The 26,476-nt window shown below is 69.9% G+C and carries 21 protein-coding genes; 15 read left to right on the top strand and 6 right to left on the bottom strand.

Annotated elements, in window-relative coordinates:
* The first annotated feature begins 165 nt into the window (after positions 1-165).
* From O0S08_RS03985 to O0S08_RS03965, 5 genes are all read left to right on the top strand, one after another.
* A complete protein-coding gene (locus O0S08_RS03985; protein WP_269037629.1) occupies positions 166-1,581 on the top strand; it encodes a type I restriction-modification system subunit M in 1,416 nt (471 codons plus the stop codon).
* Positions 1,574-2,797 carry a restriction endonuclease subunit S gene (locus O0S08_RS03980; protein WP_269037628.1) on the top strand — a complete coding sequence of 408 codons (1,224 nt, stop codon included), beginning with the start codon at positions 1,574-1,576 and terminating at the stop codon, positions 2,795-2,797. The genes O0S08_RS03985 and O0S08_RS03980 overlap by 8 nt, the downstream gene beginning before the upstream one ends.
* Before the next feature lie 604 nt (positions 2,798-3,401).
* Positions 3,402-5,123 carry a tetratricopeptide repeat protein gene (locus tag O0S08_RS03975; protein WP_269037627.1) on the top strand — a complete coding sequence of 574 codons (1,722 nt, stop codon included), beginning with the start codon at positions 3,402-3,404 and terminating at the stop codon, positions 5,121-5,123.
* A 267-nt stretch (positions 5,124-5,390) separates the two neighbouring features.
* Positions 5,391-6,221 (top strand): hypothetical protein, encoded by an 831-nt coding sequence (locus tag O0S08_RS03970; protein WP_269037626.1) that lies wholly within the window; start codon positions 5,391-5,393, stop codon positions 6,219-6,221.
* 147 nt (positions 6,222-6,368) lie between these two features.
* The gene (locus tag O0S08_RS03965) at positions 6,369-8,132 is read left to right on the top strand and encodes an N-acyl-D-amino-acid deacylase family protein (RefSeq protein ID WP_269037625.1); all 1,764 of its coding nucleotides are present in this window, start codon (positions 6,369-6,371) and stop codon (positions 8,130-8,132) included.
* 515 nt (positions 8,133-8,647) lie between these two features.
* Here O0S08_RS03965 and O0S08_RS03960 read toward each other — a convergent pair.
* Complete coding sequence (locus O0S08_RS03960; RefSeq protein ID WP_269037624.1) at positions 8,648-9,586, bottom strand: Kazal-type serine protease inhibitor family protein; 939 nt, start codon at positions 9,584-9,586, stop codon at positions 8,648-8,650.
* Positions 9,587-9,956: 370 nt separating this feature from the next.
* The gene (locus tag O0S08_RS03955) at positions 9,957-10,922 is read right to left on the bottom strand and encodes a DUF6748 domain-containing protein (protein ID WP_269037623.1); all 966 of its coding nucleotides are present in this window, start codon (positions 10,920-10,922) and stop codon (positions 9,957-9,959) included.
* A gap of 257 nt (positions 10,923-11,179) precedes the next feature.
* Here O0S08_RS03955 and O0S08_RS03950 point away from each other — a divergent pair, with 257 nt between their 5' ends.
* The 6 genes from O0S08_RS03950 (at position 11,180) to O0S08_RS03925 (ending at position 15,356) form a co-directional block, all read left to right on the top strand.
* A complete protein-coding gene (locus tag O0S08_RS03950; protein ID WP_269037622.1) occupies positions 11,180-11,761 on the top strand; it encodes a TetR/AcrR family transcriptional regulator in 582 nt (193 codons plus the stop codon).
* 18 nt (positions 11,762-11,779) lie between these two features.
* Positions 11,780-13,015 (top strand): acetyl-CoA C-acetyltransferase, encoded by a 1,236-nt coding sequence (locus O0S08_RS03945; protein ID WP_269037621.1) that lies wholly within the window; start codon positions 11,780-11,782, stop codon positions 13,013-13,015.
* 19 nt (positions 13,016-13,034) lie between these two features.
* Positions 13,035-13,520 carry a PaaI family thioesterase gene (locus O0S08_RS03940; RefSeq protein WP_269037620.1) on the top strand — a complete coding sequence of 162 codons (486 nt, stop codon included), beginning with the start codon at positions 13,035-13,037 and terminating at the stop codon, positions 13,518-13,520.
* Positions 13,521-13,532: 12 nt separating this feature from the next.
* Positions 13,533-13,703, top strand: coding sequence for a hypothetical protein (locus O0S08_RS03935; RefSeq protein WP_269037619.1), 171 nt, complete (start codon positions 13,533-13,535; stop codon positions 13,701-13,703).
* 67 nt (positions 13,704-13,770) lie between these two features.
* Positions 13,771-14,943: a hypothetical protein gene (locus O0S08_RS03930; RefSeq protein ID WP_269037618.1), complete on the top strand. Its 1,173-nt coding sequence runs from the start codon at positions 13,771-13,773 to the stop codon at positions 14,941-14,943.
* Entirely contained in the window at positions 14,940-15,356 is a 417-nt protein-coding gene (locus O0S08_RS03925) for a hypothetical protein (RefSeq protein ID WP_269037617.1), read from the top strand. Before O0S08_RS03930 ends, O0S08_RS03925 begins: the two co-directional genes overlap by 4 nt.
* A gap of 29 nt (positions 15,357-15,385) precedes the next feature.
* Here the strand turns inward: O0S08_RS03925 and O0S08_RS03920 are convergent, their stop codons facing one another.
* Positions 15,386-16,318: a methyltransferase domain-containing protein gene (locus O0S08_RS03920; protein ID WP_269037616.1), complete on the bottom strand. Its 933-nt coding sequence runs from the start codon at positions 16,316-16,318 to the stop codon at positions 15,386-15,388.
* Between the two features lie 54 nt (positions 16,319-16,372).
* Between O0S08_RS03920 and O0S08_RS03915 the strand changes: the two genes are divergently transcribed.
* The 4 genes from O0S08_RS03915 to O0S08_RS03900 all read left to right on the top strand — a co-directional run bounded on the left by O0S08_RS03915 (position 16,373) and on the right by O0S08_RS03900 (position 19,662).
* Entirely contained in the window at positions 16,373-17,176 is an 804-nt protein-coding gene (locus O0S08_RS03915) for a DUF1338 domain-containing protein (protein ID WP_269037615.1), read from the top strand.
* On the top strand, positions 17,173-17,664 hold the full coding sequence (locus O0S08_RS03910; protein ID WP_269037614.1) for an AAA family ATPase: 492 nt from the start codon (positions 17,173-17,175) through the stop codon (positions 17,662-17,664). Before O0S08_RS03915 ends, O0S08_RS03910 begins: the two co-directional genes overlap by 4 nt.
* Positions 17,661-18,440, top strand: a complete 780-nt coding sequence (locus O0S08_RS03905) for a tRNA(His) guanylyltransferase Thg1 family protein (protein ID WP_269037613.1) — start codon at positions 17,661-17,663, stop codon at positions 18,438-18,440. Before O0S08_RS03910 ends, O0S08_RS03905 begins: the two co-directional genes overlap by 4 nt.
* A 61-nt stretch (positions 18,441-18,501) precedes the next feature.
* Positions 18,502-19,662: an acyl-CoA dehydrogenase family protein gene (locus O0S08_RS03900; RefSeq protein WP_269037612.1), complete on the top strand. Its 1,161-nt coding sequence runs from the start codon at positions 18,502-18,504 to the stop codon at positions 19,660-19,662.
* Between the two features lie 105 nt (positions 19,663-19,767).
* On the opposite strand, the gene map is transcribed toward O0S08_RS03900, so the two are convergent.
* From map to O0S08_RS03885, 3 genes are all read right to left on the bottom strand, one after another.
* The gene (gene map / locus O0S08_RS03895; RefSeq protein WP_269037611.1) at positions 19,768-20,529 is read right to left on the bottom strand and encodes a type I methionyl aminopeptidase; all 762 of its coding nucleotides are present in this window, start codon (positions 20,527-20,529) and stop codon (positions 19,768-19,770) included.
* Between the two features lie 50 nt (positions 20,530-20,579).
* Positions 20,580-20,900, bottom strand: coding sequence for a response regulator (locus O0S08_RS03890; RefSeq protein WP_269037610.1), 321 nt, complete (start codon positions 20,898-20,900; stop codon positions 20,580-20,582).
* A 68-nt stretch (positions 20,901-20,968) separates the two neighbouring features.
* Positions 20,969-26,359, bottom strand: coding sequence for an AAA family ATPase (locus tag O0S08_RS03885; RefSeq protein WP_269037609.1), 5,391 nt, complete (start codon positions 26,357-26,359; stop codon positions 20,969-20,971).
* Between the last annotated feature and the right edge of the window lie 117 nt (positions 26,360-26,476).

Genomic DNA, 26,476 nt, shown 5'->3' with positions numbered 1-26,476 from the left:
GGGGCTCCGGCCCTCGGGCCGGCCGCGACCTGAACACCCGCTCTGGTCGTTGCATCGGCAAGTTCACCCCAGCGGCGCCGGGCGTCTGCAGCCGGGTTGCGGCGTGTTCTGCCTCATGCGCGATTGCGCGCCCCCCGCGGCAAAGTCGGCGTATTCTCGCGCCGAATGCTTCCCCGAGCGCGCCGCGACGACACGACCCTCGAGCGCCAGCTCTGGCTCGCGGCGAACAAGCTCCGGCATCACCTCGACGCGGCGGCGTACAAGCACATCGTGCTCGGGCTGGTGTTCCTGCGCTGGGCCTCGGCCTCGACCGGCTGGCCGGAGCTGGCGGCCGCGAGCAGCAGCCCGGAGCTGGGCGAGCACCTCGACGCCGCCCTGCGGGCCATCGAGACCGACAACCCCTCGCTGAAGGGCGTGCTCACTCCCCGGTACGAGCGCTCGGGCCTCGAGCCCGCCTGTCTCAAGGAGCTGGTCGGTCTGGTCGGCAGCGTCGACATCGCCGGCGACCGCGACCTGCTCGGGCGGATCTACGAGTACTTCCTCGCCGAGTTCGCCAGCGCCGAGGGCCGCAAGGGCGGCCAGTTCTACACCCCGCGCGGCGTCGTCCAGCTGCTCGTCGCCATGCTCGCTCCGCAGTCCGGTCGGGTCTACGACCCGTGCTGCGGCAGCGGCGGCATGTTCGTGCACAGCGCCCGGCCCGACATCTGTCTCTTCGGACAGGAGTCGAACCCGACCACCTGGCGGCTGGCGAAGATGAACCTCGCGCTCCGCGGCCTGCAGGGCGACCTCGGCCCCGGGCCCGGCGACACCCTGCGCCGCGACCTCCATCCTGACCTGAAGGCCGAGTACATCCTCGCCAACCCGCCGTTCAACGCCAGCGCGTGGGGCGAGCCGGAGCAGAGAGATCCGCGCTGGCGCTTCGGCCTGCCGCCGTCGCGCTGCGCCAACTTCGCGTGGGTCCAGCACGTGCTGCATCACCTCGCGCCGCGCGGCGCCGCCGGCGTGGTGCTCGCGTGCGGCAGCCTCAGCTCGCGCCGCTCGGGCGAGGGCGACATCCGCCGCGCGATCGTCGAGGCCGACAAGCTCGACTGCGTCGTCGCCCTGCCCTCGCAATTGTTCTACGCCACCTCGATCCCGGCCTGCCTGTGGATCTTCGCCGACGACAAGCGCGGCGGCGACGGCCGCGACCGTCGCAACGAGCTCCTCTTCATCGACGCGCGCAACCTCGGCACCATGGTCACCCGCACCATGCGCGAGCTGTCGCCCGCCGACATCGACACGATCGCCGGCACCTACCGCGCCTGGCGTGACGAGCCGGACGTCGCAGCCTCGTCCGAACAGCCGAAGCGGCCGGTGGAAGTGCCCGGCTTCTCGCGCGCCGTCGACCTCGGCGAGATCGCCGGGCAGGAGTTCGTGCTCACGCCGGGGCGCTACGTCGGCACCGCCGCCGAGCCCACGCCGACCGAGCCGTACGCCGACCGCATGCGCCGGCTCACCGAGGCGCTCGACGCTCAACTCGTCACCGCCGCCGAGCTCGATCGCCGGCTCCGCGACCTCGTCCGGGAGCTCGACCGTGAGTGAGCGCCGCGTCAGCAGCCTCGGCGCGCTCGGGCGGATCGTCATCGGCGGCACCCCCCCGGCCGACGATCCGGCCCACTTCGGCGGCCCCGTCCCCTTCATCACGCCCACCGACCTCGATGGCCGGCGCACCATCGACAGCGCCGCCCGCACCTTGACCGAGCTCGGCGCGCGCCTGATCGGCGCCTCGCGGGTGCCGAAGGGCAGCGTCCTCCTGACCTGCATCGGCGCCGACCTCGGCAAGACCGCCTGCGCCGGCGTCGACGCTGCCATCAATCAGCAGTTGGCCGCGCTCGTCGTCGATCCGCCCAATTGTCCGCGCTATGTCTATTACGACCTGCGATCGCGTCAGCGCGAGCTGCGGGCCTCCGCCGGCGGGTCGGCCCAGCCGATCCTCACCAAGTCGGGGCTGGTGCGGATCCCGATCGTCCTGCCGCCGCCGCGCCGGCAGGAGGCGATCGTCGACGCGCTCGGGGCCCTCGACGACAAGGTCGAGCTCAACGACCGCCTGTGCGCGACCCTGGCCGAGCTCGCCGGCGCCCGCTTCCGCGCGCACTTCGTCGAGCGCCCCACGCCGCGCGACTGGAAGCTCGTCCGCCTCGGTGACCTGTTCGACCTCGACAAGGGCCTGTCGTACCGCGGCGAGCTGCTCGGCGACACCGGCATGCGCCTGCTCGGCCTCGGGGACTTCAGCGCGCGGCCCGAGCTCGACCTCGAGGATGTCCCGCGGCGCTACGGCGGCCGGCATCAATCGCGCCACATGGTCGTCCCGGGCGACCTCCTGATCGCCAACACCGACCTGACGCAGCGCCGCGAGCTGCTCGGCGCGCCGCTGCGGGTCCCGGACCTGGGCGAAAGTCCGGTGCTGTTCTCGCACCACGCCTTCGCAGTGCGGTTTTTGCCCGGCCGCGAGTGCTGGCGCGAGTTCGTCTACTTCGCCTTGCAACAGCCCGAGTTCCGCGCGCGCGCGGCCGGCTTCGCCTCCGGCACCACGGTGTTGGCGCTGCCGCGCGACGCGGTGCTCGACCACACCATCGCGCTCCCGCCCGAGCGGCTGCGGCTCGCCTTCACCGACGTGACGCGCCCGCTGCTCGCGCGCATCGACCACGCCCGCCAGGAGTCGCGCGCCCTGGTCGAGCTGCGCGATCACCTGCTCCCCGGGCTGGTGTCCGGCGCCCTCGCTCCGCCGCGAGTTGGCGGCCAACGGGCCGTCCCGTAAGCTCATCGGTGATGAGCGCTCGCAAGCAGACAATCAAGGTCCGTACCAACCTCAAGGCCGGCGACGTGTACATGCAGTACCCGAAGGGGAGCAACTAGCCCGGCCGCGATTGACGGCAGGGCAGATCGGCGATGAAGCGATCCGCCCTGCAGCGCCGCGCCGGCGTCGAGGTCGGTGATGATTCGATGCACGGCCCGCGCGGCAGAAACTGACACCGCGCGCGCAGTGTGCGGTGCCGCCGGCGACCGCCCCTCGCGGGACCCCCCGCGAATCGACCGTATCTACAGTAGCTGCAGTCGCTGCGATTCTTGTACGCGCCCGCGATCAGCGCCCTGCGACTCGCGTCACGGTCTGCGCGCAGCTCCGCCGCCTCGGCCGACCTCACCGCGACCTGTGCGAGCTGCCGCGAGGCTGCGACCGCTGGCGCGATGACGAGAAGGCAGCCCGCCTCCGCGAGCGCGCCCCCCGCAGGACGGCGCCGACGGCGGCCGTGGCCTGGCCGACCCGGTCTCTGGCGCCCCGCGGCGTCGAGCGCTCGCAGCGGCCCTGGCGACCTCTCGGGCGCGACCAGCGACTCGGCGTACCTTGAGCGGCGGAAGCTGTCATGTCTCGAGCTCGAACGATCGCCGTGGTGGCCCTCTGCGCCTGTGGTCGGCACGTCGGCGACCCGGCCGCCGATCCGCCGGGCAGCGGCGGTTCAGGGGCCGTCGGTACCGGCCAGGCGAGCGACCCGGGGGGCGGCGAGTCCTGGACCCTGAAGTCGCTGGCGCGGGGCGCAGAGCTGCTGGGCGACCTCGGCGACCACACCCGGCGGGTCACCACGCAATCACCACAGGCCCAGGCATTCTTCGATCAGGGCCTGAATCTCCTCTATGGATTCAACCACGACGAGGCGGCGCGCTCGTTCGCCCGCGCCGTCGAGCTCGACCCCAGCTGCGCGATGTGTCTGTGGGGAGTCGCCTACGCGCTCGGCCCCAATTACAACATCCCGATGCTGCCGGACCGGGCGCACGCCGCCTGGGACGCGGTCACGCGGGCGCAGGAGCACGCGCAATACGGGCAGCCGGTGGAGGCCGCGCTGGTGGCCGCGCTGGCGCGCCGGTTCAAGGGCTCGGAGTACGCGCCGCCGGCCGAGATGGAGACCTATAACCGGATCTACGCCGGCGAGATGCGCGACGTCGCCAGGCGCTTCCCCGACGACCTCGACGTCCAGACGCTCTTCGCCGAGGCGCTGATGAACGTCAACCCGTGGCGGCTGTGGAGCAACGAAGGCGAGGCCGCGCCGGGCACCCTGGAGATCGTCGAGACCCTCGAGTCGGTGCTGGCGCGCGACGACTCCCACCCTGGCGCCAATCACTTCTACATCCACGCGGTCGAGGCCTCGCCGCGGCCGGAGCGGGCCATCGAGGCCGCCGACCGGCTCGCGGCGCTGATGCCGGGCGCCGGCCACATGGTCCACATGCCGGCCCACATCTATCAACGGGTCGGCCGCTACGGCGACGCCGCCGAGGCCAACCGGCGCGCGATCCAGGTCGATCAGCGCTACCTCGCCCGCGTCGAGCCGATCGGCTATTATCCGCTGTACCTCGCCCACAATTACGCGTTCCTCGCCTACGCCGCCGCCATGCAGGGGCGCAGCGCCGAGTCGCTCGAGGCCGCGCGCAAGTCGGCCGAGCACATGCCGCGCGACATCGTGTGCGGCATGCCCGGCATGGACTTCTCCCTGTCCGAGCCGCTGCTGGTGATGGTCCGCTTCGGCCGCTGGGACGAGGTGTTCGGCGCCTCCAGGCCCGACCCGAAGCACCTGACGCTGGTCGCGCTGTGGCACCACGCGCGGGGCATGGCGCTGGCGGCGACCGAGGAGATCGAGGGCGCCTACGCCGAGGCGATGCAGATCCGCGACATCATGCGGCAGCTGCCCGAGGACCAGCTCGCGGGCCAAAATCAGGGCAGGCGGGTGCTGCAGCTCGCGGCCGACATCGTCGACGCCCGCGCCGCCCAGGCCGAGCGCTCGCCGGAGACGGTCGCCCGCTGGGAGCGGGCCGTCGCGCTCGCCGACACCCTCGCCTACAACGAGCCCGCCGATTGGTTCTATCCGGTCCGTCACTACCTCGGCGCCGCCCTCCTCGACGCCGGCCGCGCGCGCGAGGCCGAGGCCGTGTACCGCGCCGACCTGGCGCGAAACCCCAACAACGGGTGGGCCTACTTCGGCCTGTGGAAGTCGCTGGCGGCGCAAAAGAAGAGGGCCGCCGCGCGGAAGGCCGAGCGCGACTACCTCGACGCCTGGGCGTTCGCCGACTTCGAGCTCGAGCGAACCGCCTTCTGATCGAAGGTCGGCAATCATCATACCTCATCCGGTGCGGAACCGCGCCGGCAATGCGGCGCGGCAATGGACGAATGGGCCGTTGACCACAATGGAGTCATTCGCGGACACACGCCCCGCGACCGATACGTGCAGCATCTGGAGGCCTCGTCTGGTCGATCGGACAGCAGCGGACACATGCTCGCCGCAAGTGTCCGGCGACGGCCATCGGCATCACTGTCTCGTACGATTGCGATGGATGTTTCTACACGGATCGTGTAACCTCGGAGTGTGACCACGTTCGAGCAGATTCAACGCCAGCTCTGGGACTCCCTGATGGACCACGAGCGTCGGGTGTTCCTACAGCTCATTCAGGACGAACTACCCAGTCTCACCTTGCGCGAGCTCGGCGAGATCCTCACCAGCCCCGCCGCACGCAGCGTCGGCGCCCTCCCGGTGTCCTCGCTGCTCGGCGGCACCGCGGCCCCGGAGGTCACCCGGCCGGCCGAACCCGCCGAACCCGCCGCCAGAGGCCCGCGCCGCGCCCGCGTCGCCGACAGGTCCGTCGATTCGCCTGCGGCGCCCCGCCCGCGATTGCGGTCGGTGTCCGCTCCGCAATCGCCGGTCTCGCCCCGCGGCCTGGCGGAGGCCCAGGCCGCCGCCGTCGACGCCGCCAGGGCCATCGAGGCGCCCGAGCTCGACGCGCGCCGCGAGGCCCCTGCCCCCGACCTGGAGGCGCCGCGAGCGGCCCGCAGCGAGGCCCCGCCGGCCCCGCGTCGTCCCCGGCCGGAGCCCGCCCAGCTCGAGATCGCGCCGGTCTCCGATCGCAGCAATGTCGATGTCGTGCGCAGCGCCATGAATCGCACGCTCGCCCAGCACAATCGCTTCGACCCCGACACTCTGGTCATGAACGCCCTGCGCACCACCAGCGAACCGATCCGCGCCAAGGATCTGCGCCCGCGGGTCGGCCTGCAGCCCGACGACCTGCGGGCCGTGCTCAATCGCCTGGTCAAGGCCGGCGCCATCCGCCGCGAGGGCGAGGGCCCCGACACCGTCTATCAGGTCTTCGCCGCCGCCGCCTCCGTCTCCGCCTCCGCCGAAACCGGCGCCCCGCTGGCCTGAGCGTCGCCCCCAGCACCCAGACGCGGCCGTCGTGCCACGCATGATTCGGCCCTCGGTAGATTCCTCGCGCACCTGTCCTTAGAGCTATCTCCGCAGTCGCGGTCCCTGCGCGCTGTCCGGCCCCCGCGCCGCCTGTTACGCTGAGCCATGCACCTGCGCCCCCAGGTCCTCCGCGGCGGTTTGGTGTTCGACGGCCTCGGCAACCCGGCCCGCGCGCTCGACGTATTGGTCGACGGCGGCGCGGTCGCGGCCCTGTTGCCACCGGACTCGGCCGTCGGACAGGACATCGAGGAGGTCGACGCGCGCGGCTGCTGGGTCACCCCCGGGTTCATCGACATCCACACGCATTACGACGCCGAGCTCGAGCTGTGGCCGGCGCTCGGCGAATCCGTGCGGCACGGGGTCACCACGGTGTTCCTCGGCAGCTGCGGTCTGAGCCTGGCGATCGGCGCGCCGGACGAGCTGGCCGACATGTTCTGCCGGGTCGAGGGGATCCCCCGCGCCTGCGTCGCGCCGATGCTGGCGCGCGTCAAGGATTGGGACGGGCCCGCGAGCTATTTACAGCACCTGGAGCGCCTGCCGCTCGGGCCGCACGTCGCCGCATTGCTCGGTCACTCGGCGATCCGCGCCGCCGCGATGGGCCTCGGCCGCAGCCTCGACGCGCGCGCCGCCGCCCGCCCCGACGAGCTCGCGCGCATGACGGCCCTGCTGCACGAGGCCCTCGACGCCGGCTACCTCGGCCTGTCGATCAACACCCTGCCGTGGGACAAGATGGACGGCGAGCAATTCCGCAGCCGCCCGACCCCCTCCGTGTTCGCCTCGTGGTCGGAGTATCGGGCCCTCGCCGCGGTCCTGCGCGCCCGCGGCCGCGTCCTCCAGGGCGTGCCCGACGTCTCGACCAAACTCAACGTATTGCTGTTCGCCGCGCTCAGCACCGGCATCGGCCGCGCCGCCCTCAAGACCACCCTGATCGCCATGATGGACGCCCCGCCCGCCCGCGGCGTCCACCGCGTCGCCGGCGTATTGGCGGGACTCGTCAACCGTTTGTTCGGCGGCGACCTGCGGTTTCAGGCCCTGCCCAATCCGTTCGACATGTGGGTCGACGGCATCGAGGTCCCGGTGTTCGAGGAGTTCGCCGCCGGCACCGAGGCGCTCCACCTCGAGCGCCCCGCCGCCCGCGCCGGCCTCCTGCGCGATCCCGAGTATCGCCGGCGGTTCCGCCGCCAGTGGCGCGATCGCCTGCGCGGCCGCGCCTACCACCGCGACCTCCGCCGCACCCGGATTCTCGCCTGTCCCGAAGACCAGCTGGTCGGCAAGTCGTTCGCCGAGGTCGCCGCCGAGCGCGGGCGCGACCCGATCGACACCCTCCTCGACCTGGTCGCCGAGCACGGCACCGCCCTGCGCTGGCAGACGATCGTCGCCAACGACCGCCCCGACCGCCTCGAGTGGATCGTCCGCCACCCCTACGCCCAGATCGGCTTCTCCGACGCCGGCGCGCACCTGCGCAACATGGCCTATTACAACTTCCCGCTGCGCCTGTTGCGAATGGTCCGGGCCGCGGCCGCGCGCGGCCGACCGATCATGAGCCCCGAGCGCGCGGTGCACCGCGTCACCGGCGAGCTCGCGCGATGGTTCGGCCTCGACGTCGGCGTGCTCGCCCCCGGCGCCCGCGCCGACCTCGTGGTCGTCGACCCCGAGGCCCTCGACGACCGCCTCGACGCCCTCCACGAGCAGCCGGTCGCCCCGCCCGCCGCCGCCGGCCCGTTCAGCGAGCTGCGCCGCCTGGTGCGCCGCAACGACGCCGCCGTCCGCCGCGTCCTCGTCGCCGGCCGCACCGCCTGGCACGCCGGCGCGCTCGCCCCCGAGCTCGGCCGCGAGCGCTTCGGCACCGTCCTCCGCGTCAGCTCTTGAGGACATGTCCCTTCCGACATGTCATCACGGGCATCCTCGCGCGCAGCTCCGCGCCTCGGCGTCAGCATGTCTCGAAGGGCATGCTCGATGGACCTGGGCGAGCACGAACGCGATTGCGCGCACCCCCGCTGATTCGGACGCACGCCGACTCACCGCCGTTCGCGGCCCGCGAGAGCCTGTCCCTTCGGACATCTTCTCCGAGCGCCGTGCCGCCGATTCGCCCACCTCATCGCTGTGCACAAACGCCCGCGAATACCTATCCTTTCGGACATCTCTCCCGAGCGCCGCCCCACCGATTCGCCCACCTCACCGCCGTGCGCGAGCGCTCGTGAGTTCCTGTCCCTTCGGACATCTCTCCCGAGCGCCGCCCCGCCGATTCGCCCACCTCACCGCCGTGCGCGAGCGCTCGTGAGTTCCTGTCCTTTCGGACATCTCTCCCGAGCGCCGCGCCGCCGATTCGGCCACCTCACCGCCGTGCGCGAGCGCCCGCGAGATCGCCTGTCCGTTCGGACAGCTCACTTCTTCTCGCACTCGCCCGGGTGCGCGAGGCCGACCCCGGCCGACAGGCGCGCGCAGTCGTTGCCGTAGGTCTTGCCGTCGCAGCCGCACACCGGGCTGTACTCGAACGTGCACGCCTCCGGCTTTTGCCGGCAGGTCCCGCCGATGTCCGCGCCGCCGCACTGGCTGGGGTCGCAGAACTGGCCCTCGCCGCACGAGAGCCCGCGGATCCCCCCGCACTCGGGGTTCGGAGCCGGGGCCGCCGCGCCCGCGCGGGTGTAGAACTCACTGCTCACCAGCGCCTTCATCGTCCCGTTGGGCCCGCTCACCTCCGACGGCGTGGCCGCGGCGAGGATGCCCTCGGGCGTCTCGTACATCGCCTGGCTGGCGGCGTCCTGGGCCTCCTGCGGCGCCCCGCTGGCCGCGAGGTCGACGCTTGCGACCAGCGCGTCCCACCCGGTGTTGAGCCGGAGCGCGTGCGCCGACGGGCACGGCAGGCCGGAGCACTTGGCATGAATGCCGCGCAGGCGATAAAAGTGCCCCTTCGGCTGCGTCCCCGCGCGCCCCGTCCAGCCCTCGCTGGCCTGAAGCACCCCGACATCGGCGAAATTCGGATCTGCCTCGCGCCCGATCGTCCCGCGGACGAGCGCGTGCCCGTCGGCGAACGCCGCGAGGAACGCGTTCTGGCCGTTCGCGTCGAGCTTCAGCGCCGCCAGATCGACGGTGCCGACATAGCACTCCTTGTCCGACTTGCCATCCGCGCAGGTGGTGCTGTCCTGATTGACGCGCTGGACGTAGAAGCCGCCGCAGGCCGGCGCCGCGCACTTGCGGACGTCACGACGGGTCACCACGTAGAACGTCTCCTGATCGGCGGCGCTGGGCCCGCTCTGATCGTGGTCCTCTTCCGGCTCGGGATTCTTCGGCGGGGGGCTGTCGCAAGCCGGCGAGAGCGACAAAACAGAAGCACAGGCGAACAAGACAAACGATGAAATGCGCATGGTGATGAATGGCCCCGGTCCGAGGCGCGGGAGTTCTATGCCATGAGTCCCGTGATGCAATAGCCCCGGCGCGCCGCCCGTCCGTGACGAAACAACCCATCGGCGGCGCGATCCGTCGCCCCGCTGCCCGACGCACCCCCCCCACCCGCGGCGCCGCGGCCCCCACATCGCCGCCCCCGGACGCGTGACCGCGGCGACATGTCCTCACAAACATGTCACGCGAATGTCCCACGAGGCCGCTCGGGACGTCCGAGCCCGCGCCCGCCGCCGGCCTCGCTTCGACTCCCAAGGACATGTCCCATAGAACATGTCCCATCAACTCAGGGCATCACGATGCGCTCGACCCGCGCCGCGTGATGGGCTTCGCCGGCGGCGGAGCCTTGCACGCGCCCTCGTGGGCCCGCCCCGTGCGTCCGAGCCAGCGCGCCCCGTCGTTCGAGTAGGTCTTGCCGTCGCAGCCGCACACCGGCGCGAACTCCACGGTGTGCAGGCCGCTCGCACCGCTGCAGGTGCCGCGGTCGATCGCGTCGCACTGCCCGGGCGGCGTCTGACAAAACTCTCCCGGCGCGCACATGCCCCCCGCGCACGCGACTCCGCCCGCGGGGATCGCCCGCGCGTAGATCTCGCTGGCCACCAATTCCTGCATGCTGCCGTTGGGCCCGCGGACGAACCGCGTCGTCCCTGCCACCAATACCCCGTCGGGCGTGCCGTGCATCGCCCGCCGGGTCAGCTCCTCGAGGGCCGGCGAAACCCCCGTGCCCGCGAGGTCGAGCCCCGCGATCACCATGTCCCACCCGGCATTGAGCCGATACGCGTGCGCCAGCGGGCACGGCTCGCCCTCGCAGCCGGCGTAGATCCCGTTGAGGCGATAGAAAGCGCCGTTCGGCTCGGCCCCCGTGCGACCGAGCCACCCCTCGCTGACGAGCAGCGCGCCGGGCCGCGACAGCGTGCCGCGGACCAGCGCCCGCCCGTCCTCCACTGCATCGCGCAGCTCCTGCTCGCGCCCGACATCCAGGCCGAGCGCCGACAGATCGATCACGCCGACCGGGCACTCCCGCCGCCGCGATCCGTCCCCACATATTGCAGTGTCATGATCGACGCGCCGGGCGGAGAAGCCGCCGCACACGAGCCCCTCGCACTCCCGCTCGTCACGACGCGTGACGCGATAGAAGGACTCCGGATCGGCAGCGCTCGCCGCGCCCTCCTCGACCCCGGCGCTGCCCTTCGGCGGCGCCAGCCGACCGCACGCCGACAGCGACAAGAGCACGCAGAACATCCCGGACGCGACGCGCATGACGAGCGGACCTCGCAGGTTCTATGCGATGAGACCCACGCGGCAAGCCAATCGCATCACCCCCACTTCGTGACGAAACCGCCTCGCGCCCCCGTGATCCGTCACCACCCCGCACGCCGTGGGGGTCCCTCCGAGTACACCCCGCGCCTACATGCGCATCCCCGCGCAGGCGGCCCTGGCGCTGCCCCCGCTTGACATCTCGAATGACACTCATCATATTACAGGCGTCATCCCAACCGTCCGCGAGGAGGCCCGCCGTGACCGTCCGAACCGAACAGAAAGAGCGCACCCGGCAAGACATCCTCGCCTCGGCGACCCGCCTGCTGCGCGAGCGCGGCATCGGCGGCGCCAGCGTGGCCGAGGTGATGAAGGGCGCCGGCCTCACGGTCGGCGGCTTCTACGCTCACTTCGAATCCAAGGAGGCGCTGGTGTCCGCCTCGCTGCGGCAGTCGCTGCGCGAGCTGTGGGGCGGCATGGTCGCCGGCGCCGGCAAGCTGCGCGGCGTCGAGGCGGTCTCCTTCGTGGTCCGCCGCTACCTCTCGCGCAGCCACCGAGACAACCCCTGCGAGGGCTGCCCGCTCCCGGCCGTGGTCGCCGACGTGGCGCAGGCCGGCGAACCGGTGCGCGAGGCCCTGGCCCACGAGCTCGGCGACTACGCCGACGCCCTCGCCGAATGCATCGCCGACGACACCGCCCCCAATCGCCAGCGCGCGCTCGCATTGCTCGCCCTGATGGTCGGCGGCCTCAGCCTCGCGCGCGCCCTCAAGGGCACTCCCACTTCCGACGAGATCCTCAAGGCCTGCCGCGACTTCGCGCGCCAGGCGTTCACCAACGATTAGTCCCGGAGGACATGAATCATGGGCAAGGCACTCATCCTCGACGCTGTTCGCACCCCCCGCGGTCGCGGCAAGGCCGGCAAGGGCAGCCTCAGCGCCATTCACCCGCAAGAGCTCCTGGCGCAGGCCCTGAACGGCCTGGTCCAGCATACCGGCATCGCCGCCGCCGACGTCGACGACGTGGTCGTCGGCAGCGTGTCGCAGGTCGGCGAGCAGGGCGCCAACATCGCCCGCAACGCGGTGCTGGCCGCCGGCTGGCCGCAAGAGGTCAGCGGCGTCTCGCTCAACCGCTTCTGCGGCTCGGGCCTGCAGGCCGTCGCCATGGCGGCCTACGGCGCCGCCTCGGGCTTTCAACAATTGATCGTCGCCGGCGGCGTCGAGAGCATGTCGCGCGTCCCGATGGGCAGCGACGGCGCCGGCCAGGACGGCAACAACGCCCGCCTACGCGAGCGCGTGTTCCAGATCCCCCAGGGCATCAGCGCCGACCTCATCGCCACCCGCGAGGGCTTCAGCCGCCAGCAGCTCGACGCCTTCGCCGCCGACTCGCACCGCAAGGCGACCATCGCCGTCGAGCAGGGCCGCTTCACCCGCGCGCTCGTCCCGGTCGTCGACCCCGCCACCGGCCAGGTCGCGCTCGCCCGCGACGAGCTGGTGCGCCCCGACACCAGCCTCGCCGGCCTGGCCAAGCTCGCGCTGTCGTTCGTCGAAGTGGGCAAGCTGACCGTCACCCCCGACGGCCGCACCCTCGACCAGATCGCCCTGGCCCAATTCCCCGACACGCCGCGCATCGAGCACCTGCACACCGCCGGCAATTCGAGCCCGCTGACCGACGGCGCCGCCGCCGTGCTGATCGGCTCGGAGGAGTTCGCGCGGGCGCACGGCCTGAGGCCGCGGGCGATCGTCAAGAGCATCGCCACGATCGGCAGCGACCCGGTGCTCATGCTCACCGCGCCGGCCCCGGTGTCGCGCAAGGCCCTGAAGCAGGCCGGCATGCAGGTCGGCGACATCGACCTGTGGGAGATCAACGAGGCCTTCGCCGCGGTCGTGCTCGAGACCACGCGCAGCCTCGGCGTCGACCCCGAGCGCGTCAACGTCAACGGCGGCGCGATCGCCCTCGGCCACCCGCTCGGCGCCACTGGGGCCATGCTGCTCGGCACCGTCGTCGACGAGCTCGAGCGCCGCGACCTCGCCACCGGCCTCGTCACCATGTGCATCGGCGGCGGCCAGGGCATCGCCGTCATCGTCGAGCGCGTCTAAAACCGCAGGAGCTCCAGTCATGTCTTCGACTGCCACCAATCCACCGCCGAAGAGCGACGCCCCGGTCATTCACCCGCGCGACTGGTTCGCGCGGGTGATGGCCGGGGAGCTCCCCCACCCGCCCATCGCCCGCCTCGTCGGCATTCGCATGATCCGCGCCGAGGACGGCGCCGCGGTCGCCGAATTGCAGGCCGACCCCGAGCGCCACGCCAACCCCATGGGCACCCTCCACGGCGGCGTCCTCTGCGACCTCGCCGACCTCGCCATGGGCACCGCCGTCGGCTCGATCCTCGAGCGCGGCGAATCGTTCACCACCCTCGAGCTCAAGGCCAACTATTTCAAACCGGTTTGGAATCAGCTGCTCACCGCCAACGCGCGGATCGTCAAGCGCACCCGCACGATCTGCTACATCGAGTGCGACGTCGTCGACGACAAGCAGAGCCTCGTCGCCCGCCTCGCCAGCACCTGCATGATCCTGCGCGGCGACATGGCCGCGGGCCGCTAGCTCGACCCCGCGATGCTCGACGACAACGCGCGACCTGAAGTGGTCGCGGCTGTTGGTGACCGGCGGCCCCTTCGGCACCGAAATCAGAGTTTAATGACAAAAATCACGCAACTCATGCGCGCCAGCCGCCGCCAGCTCTGGGGCCTGTCCCCCATCGCGGATCTGTTCGCTGCAGAGGCCTAATTCACGGCCTTCCAGGAGAAATCTTTCCTTCGAACTGTGTGTTAGCTATCGTCAGGCTTCCCGACACATGGCCGATCCGAAGACCGATCTGCAGACCTTTGTCACTCACGTCCTTAAAGGCGCGAGGTTTGAGGGTCATTCGGTCCCTCTGTCTGTGTTGCCCGATTTCACGGCCTACAGAGACCTCGTGCTGGAGATCGCGCGAGCGTTGTTCTTCCGCGACCACCCTGAACGACAGCGTGTACCGAAGGGGTTCGAAGAGAGCTTCGATCTCGTGCTACGCAGCATCGGTGAGGGTAGTGCAGTTGCTCCCCTGGAGCGCCGCATAAGGCCGAATCTGTCGGTCGTTCCATCGCAGCTTCCTCTGCTGAACGCGCGCGCTCCAGATTACTTCGAGCAAGCCCGCGACGTGGCGAACAAGACGATCGAGGCGATGCGCACAAATACGCCGGCACCCGCAAACTTTCCTCTCGAGGCGGTTCGATATTTCAACAGTTTCGGCCGAACATTGCGCGACGATGAATCCATCGAGATCCTGGGTCCGGACAAGAGCAATACCGCCATTTATACAAAGAAGGTTCGGAAGCGGTTAGTGCTTCTTCGCGAATCCACATATGAGGACGCAGTAGAGATCACGGGCCATATCGTACATTTCGACACGCAAAAACGAACCTTCGGACTTCTCGACGGCGAGCAAACTATCACGGGCTCTCTGGATGGACTGAGCGAAGAACAGCTCCGGACAATCCGGACGGCAGCAGTACATACCGAAGTTCTATCCGTCCGCGCATCCGGCACGGGGGCTTTCGACTCGTTGGATCGGCTCGTTCGACTCGTCACCATCAAAGACCTGACATTCGCAGAAGATGAAAACTTGCGAGAAGAGCTTGATGTCGACAAGCGTCTGGCCGAGCTCGCCGATCTTGGCGAAGGCTGGTTCGACGGCTCTGGCGCTCCAATCCCCCCTCGCTCGCTGGAATGGCTCGCTTCTTCCCTGAAACGCGCAGAGGCCGGGGGACTCCAGCGCCCGTACCTCTACCCGACTCCTGAAGGGATGGTGCAAGCAGAATGGTCATTTCCGGGTGCAGAGGTTTCCGCGCTCTTCGATGCTGATTCAAACAGCGTCTCTTGTGTGGGAGTACATACGAAGAGTGGGGCACACCGCGATGAGGACATTTCCCTTCTCGACACCAGCGGTATTGAGAGACTCATTTCGTTCGTCGGTCGATTCACGCCATGAATAAGATTCCAGGTGCTCAACTCACGGATCCTACAGAGCAAGTGTTTCGCCAGGTGCATCCAAGCTGGATACAGCAAGGGCGCCCCACCAGCCAAGCTTTCAAGCCCACCCCGAAGGATGCAGGTTTATTATCGGTTTCTCGCGCCGCCAAGACCACCGCGGCGGCCTCTTTTGAGTTGCACACGCAGCAGAAGGGCCTGGCATCGGTCGGAGTTTGGGCGTTCTCGGTCTCGGACTGCACCGAAGCAGCTCTTAATGTTTTTGAAGACCCGGTTGAGACTCCGGTTCCCGATCCAGCGCACACTGTCGTCGATTTCCGCCATCTAGACGAGAAAACATCACGCGCCAAGGCTCAACTCCTCAAGTCCAAGGCCGAAGCCGTATACGCACGGAAGGGCGAGGAATATCGTTGACTCGCTCCCCTTGTGAAACGCAGTGAGCCTCACCGCCGGCGCATCACCGCGAACAGCTCCTGGCGGTGGCGGATCAGCGTCGACCCCTGCGCCACCTCGAGCTGCTCGATGGCGAAGCGCGGCGAGAAGCGGCGCTCGACCTCGGCGCGGTCGGTCGTGAACGGCGGGCCGCCTGGGCGGCCGTGGGCGTAGAACAGGCCCACCAGCATCCCGCCGGGGTGCAGCGAGTCGGCCACCGCGGTCACGTAGTCGTCGCGGCGGGCCGGGTCGATCGCGCAGAAGCAGGTGTGCTCGACCACCAGGTCGAACGCGGGCTTTTGACCAATGCGTGCGAACAGGTCCTGGACCGCGAACGTGATCGCCAGGCCCGGCGGCGTCATCGCCTGCGCCTGCGCGATCGCCGTCGGCGCCAGGTCGATGGCAGTCACCGTCGCCTCGAGGGCCGCCAGCAGCCGCGCCTCGTGGCCGCGGCCGCAGCCGGGGACCAGCGCCTGCATGCCCTTCGGGACATGTTCCGAGAACCAGGAGACCAGCGGTGGCGCGGCCCGCCCGAGCTCCCAGCCGCCGGCGTCGGCCGCGAACAGTGGGTCCCAGAACCTGGCCTCGCCGGGCCCGGCGCCGACGACGTCGACGGGGCGCACGTACAGCTCGCCGCGGATCGCCCGGGCCACCGGGGCGACCACGTCGATGAACGCCTCGAACTCGACGGTCGACAGGCGCAGCCCGGGGCGGGCCGGGTCGGCCAGCGACAGGGTCGCGTGACGGGCGAACGCGTCGACCGCGACGGCGCGGACCTGGGCGCCCGCGTGGCGCTCGAGCGCCGCCCACATCGGCTCGGCGACCGCGTCGACGCGGGAATAGGCCTCGCCTTCGAGGTCGCGGCCCTGTTCGCCGCGGGCGCCGACGACGACCGCGCGCACGTGGCGATCGGGCCGATGGAGCTTGAACGAGCGGAGATCCACGCGCGCGAACTTTGGCGCGTCCACGCCGCCGCCGCAAGCGCTATCCTCGCCGGCATGGAGCTCCGCGACCTCCTCGATCGCCTGAGGCGCGACTACGCCGCCCTGAACCCACAGGTCGACCGGATCGACGCCCTCCTGGCCGCGGCCGGCGAGCGCGTCGTCGACGACCACGTCGCCCTGCGCACCTGGGCCGATCCGCGCTGCGACATCGACGTTCTCGCGCGCCCGTTCGTGCGCGCCGGCTACCGCGCCGCCGGCGCGTACCGCTTCCCCGGCAAGCGCCTGGTCGCCCGTCACTTCGCCCACGACGACCCCGCCCTCCCGCTCGTGTTCATCAGCGAGCTCGACCTCGGCGCGTTTTCGCCTGCCCTTCAGGACAGAGTGAGAAGCCTCTTGGAACAGGTCCCCGAGGACATGTTCCAGGCGCCAGACCTGTGCGCGCTCGGCCGCCCGTGGCGGGTCGCCCACGCCGAGGTCGAGGCGCTGCGGCGCGAGAGCGAGTACGCCGCCTGGCTGGCCGCGTTCGGCTGGCGGGCCAACCACTTCACCGTGGCCGTCCACGCGCTCGTCCGCCTGGGCGACCTCGCGCGCCTGGGCGAGTTCCTCAAGGCTCACGGCCTGCGCCTCAACGGCGAGGGCGGCGAGATCAAGGGCTCGCCGGCCCAGGGCCTCGAGCAATCGTCGACTCTGGCCGACCTCGTCGACGTCGAGTTCAGCGACGGCCGCTTCGCCGTGCCCGCCTGCTACTACGAGTTCGCGCGCCGCTGGCCCGGCCCCGACGGCCGGCTGTTCCGCGGCTTCATCGAGGGTTCGGCCGACAAGATCTTCGAGAGCACCGACCGGAGGCTCGCCACGTGACCGCCGCACCGCCGCCCGAGCTCGTGATCTTTTGCGGGATCCAGGCCACCGGCAAGAGCACCTTCTTCCAGCGGCGGCTGTTCCACAGCCACCTGCGGATCGGCCTCGACCTCGTGCGCACGCGTCACCGCGAGGCCACCCTGTTCGACGCCTGCCTGCGCTGCGGCCAGTCGGTGGTCATCGACAACACCAGCCCCACGCCCGCCGAGCGGGCCCGCTACATCGCCCCGGCGCGGGCCGCCGGCTTCGTCGTCGTCGGCTATTACTTCCAGTCGCGCGTCGCCCCCGCGCTCGCGCGCAACGCCGGGCGCTCCGAGGCCCAGCGCGTGCCCGACCGCGGCGTCCTCGGCACCGCCGCGCGGCTGGTCCCGCCGCGCCGCGACGAGGGCTTCGACGTCCTCCACTACGTGCGCATCGACGACGCCGGCGAGTTCGTGGTCGAGGCCTGGCGCGCCGACGAGGCCCCGGCGAGCGAGGAGGCCCGATGAAGAGCGACGACCTCTCGGGCCGCCTGCGCCCGTTCGAGACCGCGAGCGACCGCCGCGTCCCGCCGGGCTTTCACATGGTCGCGCGGCTCGACGGCCGCGGCTTCAGCCAGCTCACCAAGGAGCGCCTGCCGGAGCTCGCGCGGCCGTACGACGTCCGCGTGCGCGACATGATGATCGACACGGCGCGCCACCTCATGCAGTGCGGCTTTCAGGTCGTCTACGCCTACACGCAGAGCGACGAGATCTCGCTGCTGTTCCACCCGCGCGAGCGCGCGTTCGGCCGCCTGCTGCGCAAGTACCACTCGATCCTCGCCGGCGAGGCGAGCGCCAAGTTCAGCCTGCTGCTCGGCCAGGTCGTCTGCTTCGACTGCCGCGTCGCCGAGCTGCCCGACGTCGATCGCGTGGTCGACTACTTCCGCTGGCGAGCCGACGACGCCGCCCGCAATTGCCTGAACGCGCACTGTTACTGGGCCTTGCGAGCGGCCGGCCGCAGCGAGGGCGAAGCGACCGCCGCGCTCGCGGGCCTCGGGCCCGACGCGCGGCACGAGCTGCTGTTCCGCGCCGGCACTCACTTCGCCGAGTTGCCGGCGTGGCAGCGCCGCGGCGTCGGCCTGGCGTGGACCCGCGACGCCGACGAGCGGCCGTGGATCTCCCCCGACCTCGAGCTGCCGATGCGCGCCGACTACGAGGCCTACGTGCGGGCCAAACTGGTCGAGCCGCGGCGTGAGGCGCCCGCTGACGCGACTCACGAGCCCGGTGAGCAGCCGCAGCGATGAGCCATCGCACGCCCGGCGGGCTTCTGCGCGGGCGCCGAGCGGTGCCAACCTTTGCTTCGACATGGAGCGACTCGCCTCGGACCTGCTGTTCAACCCCACGGAAGAGCACCGCATGCTGCGGCAGATGGTCGCCGACTTCGCCGCGCGCGAAGTCGAGCCGCAGGCCGCCCTGCACGACCACAAGGGCGAGCTCAACGTCCCGCTGTTCCGCCGCCTCGGCGACCTCGGCCTGCTCGGCATCACCATCCCCGAGGCCGACGGCGGCGCCGGCATGGACGCAGTCGCGGCAGTCATCGTCCACCACGAGCTCGCCAAGTACGACCCCGGCTTCACCCTGGCGTACCTGGCCCACTCGATGCTCTTCGTCAACAACTTCTACCACTGCTCCAACGCCGAGCAGCGGTCGCGTTATTTGCCGCGCGTGCTGAGCGGCGAGTGGGTCGCCGGCATGGGCATGACCGAGCCGGGCGCCGGCACCGACGTGCTCGGCATGGGCACCACCGCCGTGCGCGACGGCGACGGCTGGGTCCTGAACGGCACCAAGACGTACATCACCAACGGCTGCGAGGGCCACTGCTTCCTCGTCTACGCCAAGGTCGAGGGCCGGATCACCGCCTTCGTGGTCGACCGCGACTGCCCCGGCTTCCGCACCAGCAATCACATCGACAAGCTCGGCATGCGCGCCTCGACCATGTCGGAGCTGATCTTCGAGGACTGCAAGGTCCCCTGCGCCAACGTCCTCGGCGAGGTCGGCAGCGGCCTCACGCACATGATGCGCAACCTCGAGATCGAGCGCACCACCCTGGCGGCGATGAGCGTCGGCATCGCCGACCGCTGCGTCGACATCATGGTCCGCTACGCCGAGGAGCGCCACGCGTTTCGCCAGAGCATCAACCGCTTCGGACAGATCCAGCGCTACCTGGCCGACGGCTACGCGATGACCGAGGCCGCCAAGTGCCTGGTCTACAACGTCGCCCGCGACATCGGCCCCGACGTCCGCAACCGCGTCGGCTCCGACGCCGCCAAGCTGTTCGCCGCCCCCGTCGGCAAGCAGGTCGCCGACTACGCCATGCAGGTCATGGGCGGCGCCGGCTACTGCAAGGAGTTCCCGGTCGAGCGCCTGTGGCGCGACGCCAAGCTGCTCGAGATCGGCGGCGGCACCATCGAGGCCCACCAGAAGAACCTCACGAAGGACCTCACCGCCCTGCTCGCCCGCGGCTGAGCGGATCTGACCTACGGGACATGTCCCGCAGGCTATGTTCAATGAGGAGCCGGGCCTACGCGCCGGCCCCCGGCACGGCATGTCCCGCAGGACATGCCCCTTCGGTCACGTCAACACACGCGCCCCGTCGGCGGTGACGCAGATCGTGTGTTCGAACTGCGCGCTCCACTTGCGGTCGGTGGTGACGACCGTCCAGCCGTCCTTGAGGACCTCGACCTCGGCGGTCCCGACGGTCAGCATCGGCTCGATCGTGAACACCATCCCCTCGCGCAGGCGCAGGCCGGTGCCCGGGCGGCCGACGTGGGGGATGTGCGGCGGCTCGTGCATGTGCCGGCCGATCCCGTGGCCGCCGAAGTCGCTCACCACCCCGTAGCCGCCGCGCCGCGCGACCTCGACGATCGCCGCGCCGATGTCCCCGAGCCGCGCGCCCGGTCGCACCGCCGCGATCCCGGCGTCGCGGGCCGCCCGCGTGGTCGCCACCAGCGTCTGCGCCTCCGCCGACACCGCGCCGATGCAGAACGTCGCCGAGGTGTCGCCGTGGAACCCGTCGAGCTCGGTCGTCACGTCGACGTTGACGATGTCGCCGTCCTCCAGCACCACGTCGGCCCGCGGCACCCCGTGACACACCACCTCGTTGCGGCTCGTGCACACGCTCGCCGGAAACGGCCCCGGCCCCGCCCCGCGATAGCCCAGCTGACTCGGCCGCCCGCCGCGCCGCGCCGTGTCCTCGCGCACCCACGCGTCGATCTGCGCCGTCGTCACCCCCGCCCGCAGCCGCTCCGCCACGTACGCCAGCGTCCCCGCCGCGGCCGCCCCCGCGCGCTCGATCGCCGCGATCTCCCGCGGCCCGTAAATCGTCACCGACATGCCACGAGCGTGCGCCCGACCGCCGGGGCCGGTCCAATACCATTTCGGTATCAGCACGAGAACGAGCGCCACTGTCTCATGATTTCCACCAGTCGATCGAAGCTGTACGGCTTCTGCAACACTGGCCGGCCGCGATCGGACTCGCGCAGCCCTGCTTCTCCGTACCCGGTCATGAAGACGAACGGTAGGCCCCGCTCGGCCAGGACGTCGGCCACGGGATAGACCTCCTCGCCGGCGACGTTGATGTCCAGGCCTGCTCCGTCGATCCGCGCCTCGCGGGCCAACCGAAGCGCGTCCTTCATGTTCAAGGCCGGGCCGATCACCTCGCAGCCGAGGTCGGTCAGGGCGTCTTCGAGGAACGCGGCGAGCATCGGTTCATCTTCGACGATGAGGACCCGTAGTCCCTGCAGCACGCCCGCGTTCTGGAGCTCCGAGTTCGTCATACGGCTACGCGATCCAGGGGCAGGTCCATCACGCAACGCACTCCCTCGGGCAGGAACTCGAGGCGCACTGCGCCGGCGAACTGTCGCTCGAGGTCCCGTTCGATCAGGCGCGAACCGAACCCCTTGCGGCGTGGCGCCTGCGTCGGCGGCCCGTGCATCTCGTGCCATTCCAGGTGGATCCGCCGTTCGGCCGCGCAGGTGTTCACGTTCCACGCGACATCGACGTGGCCGGACGGCACGGACAGCGCTCCGTACTTGGCCGCGTTGGTCGACAGCTCGTGGAAGACCATGCCGAGCGTCACCGCCGCCTCCGGGCGTAGGCGCACGTCCTGGCCGGCCAGGCTGAAGCGGCCGGCGTCGCCATCGGAGTACAGCGCCAGCTCGGCGCCGACGATGTCGCGGAGGCTGGCGCTCTGCCAGGAGGCCTCGTTCAAGAGGTTGTGCGTCTGGGACAGGGCCAGGAGCCGGGCCCCGAAGGCCTCTGCGAAGGCCCTGGGCGAGTCCGTCGTGCGCAGCGTCTGCGCGGCGATCGCCTGCACGATCGCCAGCGTGTTCTTCACCCGGTGGTTCAGCTCGTTCAGCAACAGCTTCTGGCGCTCCTCCGCCTGCTTGCGCTCGGTCAAATCGAGGCAGAACGCCACCCCCTCGCTCGCCGACCCGCCGAATCGCGCACCGCCGAGGAGCACCGGGATGCGGCTGCCGTCCCTCCGGAGATACTCTTTCTCGAAGGGCCTGAACTCGCCCGTCAAACGCATCTCCTCCAGCGCTCGCTCGTCGGCCGCGTGAAATTCCGGCGGCGTGCACTTCGTCCAGTAGACGCTCCCGGAGACCACATCCTGCCGGCTATAGCCAATGAAGCGCAGAAATGTGTCGTTCGCGTACGTGATCCGGCCATCCAGGTCCCAGAACGCGATGCCGATGATATTGGAGTCCACCAGGCACCGGATCCGCGCTTCCCGCTCCCGCAGCGCCAGCTCCGCCCGCTTGCGCTCGCTGTTCTCTCGCTGCAGCTCGGTATAGAGGCGGGCGTTCTCCAGCGAGATGGCCGACTGCGACGCCAGGAGCTCCAGCATGGCGATCCGGTCGGCGGTGAAGACGCGCGGGGTCAGGTTGTTCTCGAGATAGAGCACTCCCACCAGCGTGCCCTGTTTCACCAGGGCGAGGCAGAGCACGGAGCGGGGGCGCCGCTCGTGCACATAGGCGTCGTCCGAGAACAGGTTGGGCGCGGCGGCGTCGTCGAGGATCACGGTCTCCCGCGTGCGCATCACATAATGCAGAATGGCAGTGGGGAGATCGGCCGGGGTGATGGGAGCTTGGCGCAGGCTGACCTCGACCCGGTCGCGCACGACGACGACCTCGGCCTCGATGTCGCATTCGGCGCCACGAGGGCGGAGCAAGAGGCCTCGCTCCGCGCCCGCGGTCTCGACCGCGATCGTCAGCAGCGTCTCGATGAGCCGGTCGAGGACGAGCTCGCCGGAGACCGCCTGCGAGGCCTTGAGCACGGTCGCGAAGTCCATCTCGACGTGCCTGGCCGCCCGCCGGTGCGTCGCCTCGCGCCGGAGGAGGCGCGGGAAGTCTCTCTCCAGGCGCTCCGCGATCCGAACGGCCCCCCAGCGCGCGTACAGGCGATGCGCCTCGGTCATGTAGGCGCACGCCAGGAATTCTCTGCGGAGGTCGAGGTAATGGCGCGCACACAGCTCGCTGGCCAGCGCCGCATCATGCAGGAATCGCCCCTCCCGCGCGGCGGCGATCCCACAGTCGTAAAGAGCGCCCGCATCCTCGCGCCCCTCGACCCGGGCGAGCTCTGCCTGCAGGATCAGGCTGCGGTGGCCGAAGCTCGCCGGGCCGAACCGCGCCCACAGCTCCACCTTGCGCGCGCACTCCCCGAGCCGCGCGAGGTATGCTTCTCGCAGCGCCGGGGCGGCGGTCCCTGCGGCGCGCGCGAAGGCCAGCCCGCCATAATAATAATAGCAGGGGCTCGCGTGCCACGCCGCGAGCATTCCCAGGCGCCCCGGGTCGGTCGAGCCCCAGATCCGCGCCACCTCTTCGTACGCGCCCTGGAACACGCCGGCGAGGACGTCGAAGATGTTCAAGAAGTAGAGGGACGCCTGGTTGTTGATCCTGCGGGCCTCCGCGGTCACAGCGTCGAGGTCCGCCCACGCCGCGTGCGTCGGCTCGCCTTCGGCCGGCGCGCCGAACTCCTCGGCGTACCGCGCGACCGCCCCGACCATCCACGTGATCGCGTTGAACTTGTCGAGCTTGCAGAGCGGCAGGTACAGCTTCGCCTCCTCGAAGACCTCGCGCAGGTGGGTCCCGCGGAGCAGGCTGTTCATGCACGCGTTGCACGTGTTGTAGAAGGCCCAGATGTATTGCCCCGTCTCGATGCCCGCGTGGATGCCCTTGCGCAGGGACGCCTTCGAGTGCTCGTAGGTGTCCTTCCAGTGCTGGACCCACGCCCCCCACATGTTGCACAGCATGGACTCGGACTTCTTGTCCGGATGGAGCTCGTTGAGGCGGACCGCCGCCCGCCCGAACTCGTGGCCCTTCTCGATGTCGAGCCTGGCGCACAGGATCGTCCCGAAATTCACGTACGCGTAGATCGAGTTCCGCGAGATCCCGTGCTCGATCGTATTCTGCAGGATCCGCATCACCGTGATCCCGAAATTGTTGGTCCCGAGCTGATAGGTCGGCGAGAACATCTCCTGCAGGACGTCCTGCAGGACGGCGATCTCGGGATCGTCCAGGGCGGGCAGGTCGACGAGAGATGCGACGGGACGGTCGCCGATGATGGCGATCGTCCGCTCGAACTCGGCGGCGAGCATGCTGTCGTCGGGGTAGGGCGGCAAATGGATGTCGAACGCCCGAAGGGCCGCGAGCCCCTCTTCCAGGGCCGCGGGCAGATCGTTCTTGAGGATCTCCACGCTCGTCTTCAGGCGCCGCACCTCGGTCTTGTGGAGGCGCCCCTTCGCATGATCGAGGCAGCCCGAGAGGGTCGCCAGCGCGTCGTCGTGCCGCCCGCAGAGCGACTCCATCAACCCCTTCTTCGTGTGATACACGAACGCCAGCTCGTACTCGGAGGCCCACGCGTCCGCGGACAACATGGTCATGCCGTGCTCCAGGTACTTCAAGGCCGCGGTGAAGGCCGCCGACTCCTCGGCTCGCCTGGCGGCCTCCAGGTTGAGCCTGGCCGATTGCATGCGCTCTTGCGCGGCCTGGATCAGGTCGCCCGCGCTGTTCAAGTGATTGACGATATCGAACAGGTTGCGCCCCGCGCCGGGGTCCAGCCTGCCGAGCAGGAGCTTTGCGATCCGGTAGTGAAACGCCGGTCGGTCTGCCGCCGGGATCAGCGAGTAGGCCGCCTCCTGGATCTTGTCATGCGCGAAGCGGTACTGCCCGTCGGCCCTCACGATCAAACCTTCACCGAGGGCCCTGTCGAGGCTCCCGTACGTCTCCTCGGGCGGGTGCTCGCTGACGGTGTTCAGGACGTCCAGGTCGAACATGTTGCCGATCGTCGCGGCCAGCCGCAGCACCTCCTGCGTCGCCTGGGGCAGGCGACGAATGGTCTCCGCCATGAGGCTGAGGACGTTGTCGGTGTACTCCAGCCGGGCGATTTGCAGCAGGTCCCAGCGCCAGCCCGCCTTGGGCTCGAAGACGAGGACCTTCGTCTCGTAAAGATGCCTCATGAACTGCTTGACGAAGAACGGGTTGCCCCCGGTCTTCTTCAAGACGGCGCTGGCGAGCGCGCGTCCGTCGGAGATCTGCAGGCTGTCGTGGATGAGCTCGAGCAGGTGGACCAGCCGGAGGGGTCCGAGGACGATGTGCACCACCTCGAGGCCGCTCTTTTGCAGCGCCTCCAGCGCGACGATGAACGGATGCGTCGGGGCGACTTCGTTGTCGCGATAAGCACCGCAAAAGAACAGCGACTCCATGCCCTCGCTCCCGAGGATGGCCGTGATGAGGCCGAGGCTGGCCGAATCGACCCATTGCAGGTCGTCGATGAACATCGCGAGCGGATGGGCGTGCCTGGCGAATACCGCGACGAATTTCTGGAAGTATAAGTTGAATCGATTCTGGGCCTCGACCGGGCCGAGCGCGGGGACCGGCGCCTGCTCGCCGAGCATGTGCTTCAGGCACGGGAGGACGTCGCAGATGACCTGCCCGTTGCTCCCGAGGGCGTCCAGGATGGCGCCCCGCCACTTCGTGATCCTCTCCTCGCTCTCGGAGAGGAGCTGCCTGACGAGCGAGTCGAACGCCTGGACGATGGCGCTGTAGGGCGTGTCGCGGTTGTGCTGGTCGTACTTCCCGCTGATGTAGTAGCCCTTCTCGCGCGCCAGCGGCTTCAGGATCTCCTGCACGAGAGACGACTTGCCGATGCCCGAATAGCCCGAGACGAGGACGATCGCGCGCTTCCCCTGGAGCACCCTGTCGAACGACTCGATGAGCGTTCGGATGTCCTCTTCGCGGCCGTAGAGCTTCTGGTGGATCTCGAAGAGGTCTCTCCTGTCGTATTGGCCGGGGCTGAACGACCCGATCCGGCCGTTGCGTTCCCATTGCCTCCGGCACTCTTCCAGATCGGCCACCAGGCCCCTGGCGCTGTGATAGCGGTCTTCGGCGTTCTTGCTGAGGAGCTTCATCGTGATGGCAGAGAGCGCGTCCGGCACCTGCGGGTCGATCTCCGCCGGTGGCACCGGCCTCACCGCCATGTGCGCGTGCATCAGTTCGAGCGGGTCCGTCGACTCGAACGGCTTTCGCCCGGCGAGCATCTCGTAGAATACGACCCCGAGCGAGTACATGTCGGTGCGGTAGTCCACGCTGCGGTTCATGCGGCCGGTCTGCTCGGGCGATATGTACGGGAGCACCTCCGAGAGCACGCGGGGGCTATAGATCTCCTCTTTCTCGCGCGTCACGTCGGAATCGACGCCGAACCCGGTGAGCTTCGCCTGACCTCCCGCGCCGAGCAGGATGTTCGGAGGCCTCACGTCGCCGTGGATGAGACCGCGCCGGTGAATGTCGGCCAGGGCTTCGGCCAGCGAGACGGCGGCGTCCAGGAACGCGCGGACGTCGAGCTCGCCGCGGCTCTTCACGGACAGAGCGTCGCCCGGGAAATACTCGGTGATGAGCACCAGCCCATCACCGTGCTCCTCGACATCGAGCACCTTGACGACCCGCTGCGAATCAATGCGCTTGATGATGCCGTAGGCGTGCTTCAGGCGCGTGATGTCGGCGATCCGTGTATAATCGGTGTGCAGCACCTTCATCGCCACGCGGGCCCCGTCGGCCTCGCGGTAGGCGCGATACGTGGCCGAGCCTGCCGTCTCGCCGGTCTTCGCGAGGACGTGATACCCTTTGATCTGAACCGTTCCTTGCTCCATCGAAAGGTGGGTCATGGGTATGTCCTCCGCATGCCTGACGTCGAGCAGGCGCCCCGCCCCGGGGTGGCGGATCGGGCAGGCTCTGGAAGAGCCGCCACGACTCTCGGAGCCAACCATCCTAGCAGAAGCCGC

Origin of the sequence: Nannocystis punicea, from assembly GCF_026965555.1 — a bacterium.
Classification (GTDB): Bacteria; Myxococcota_A; Polyangia; order Nannocystales; family Nannocystaceae; genus Nannocystis; species Nannocystis punicea.
Note: the sequence above shows the minus strand (reverse complement) of the source record. Positions and strands in the feature narration are given on the sequence as shown.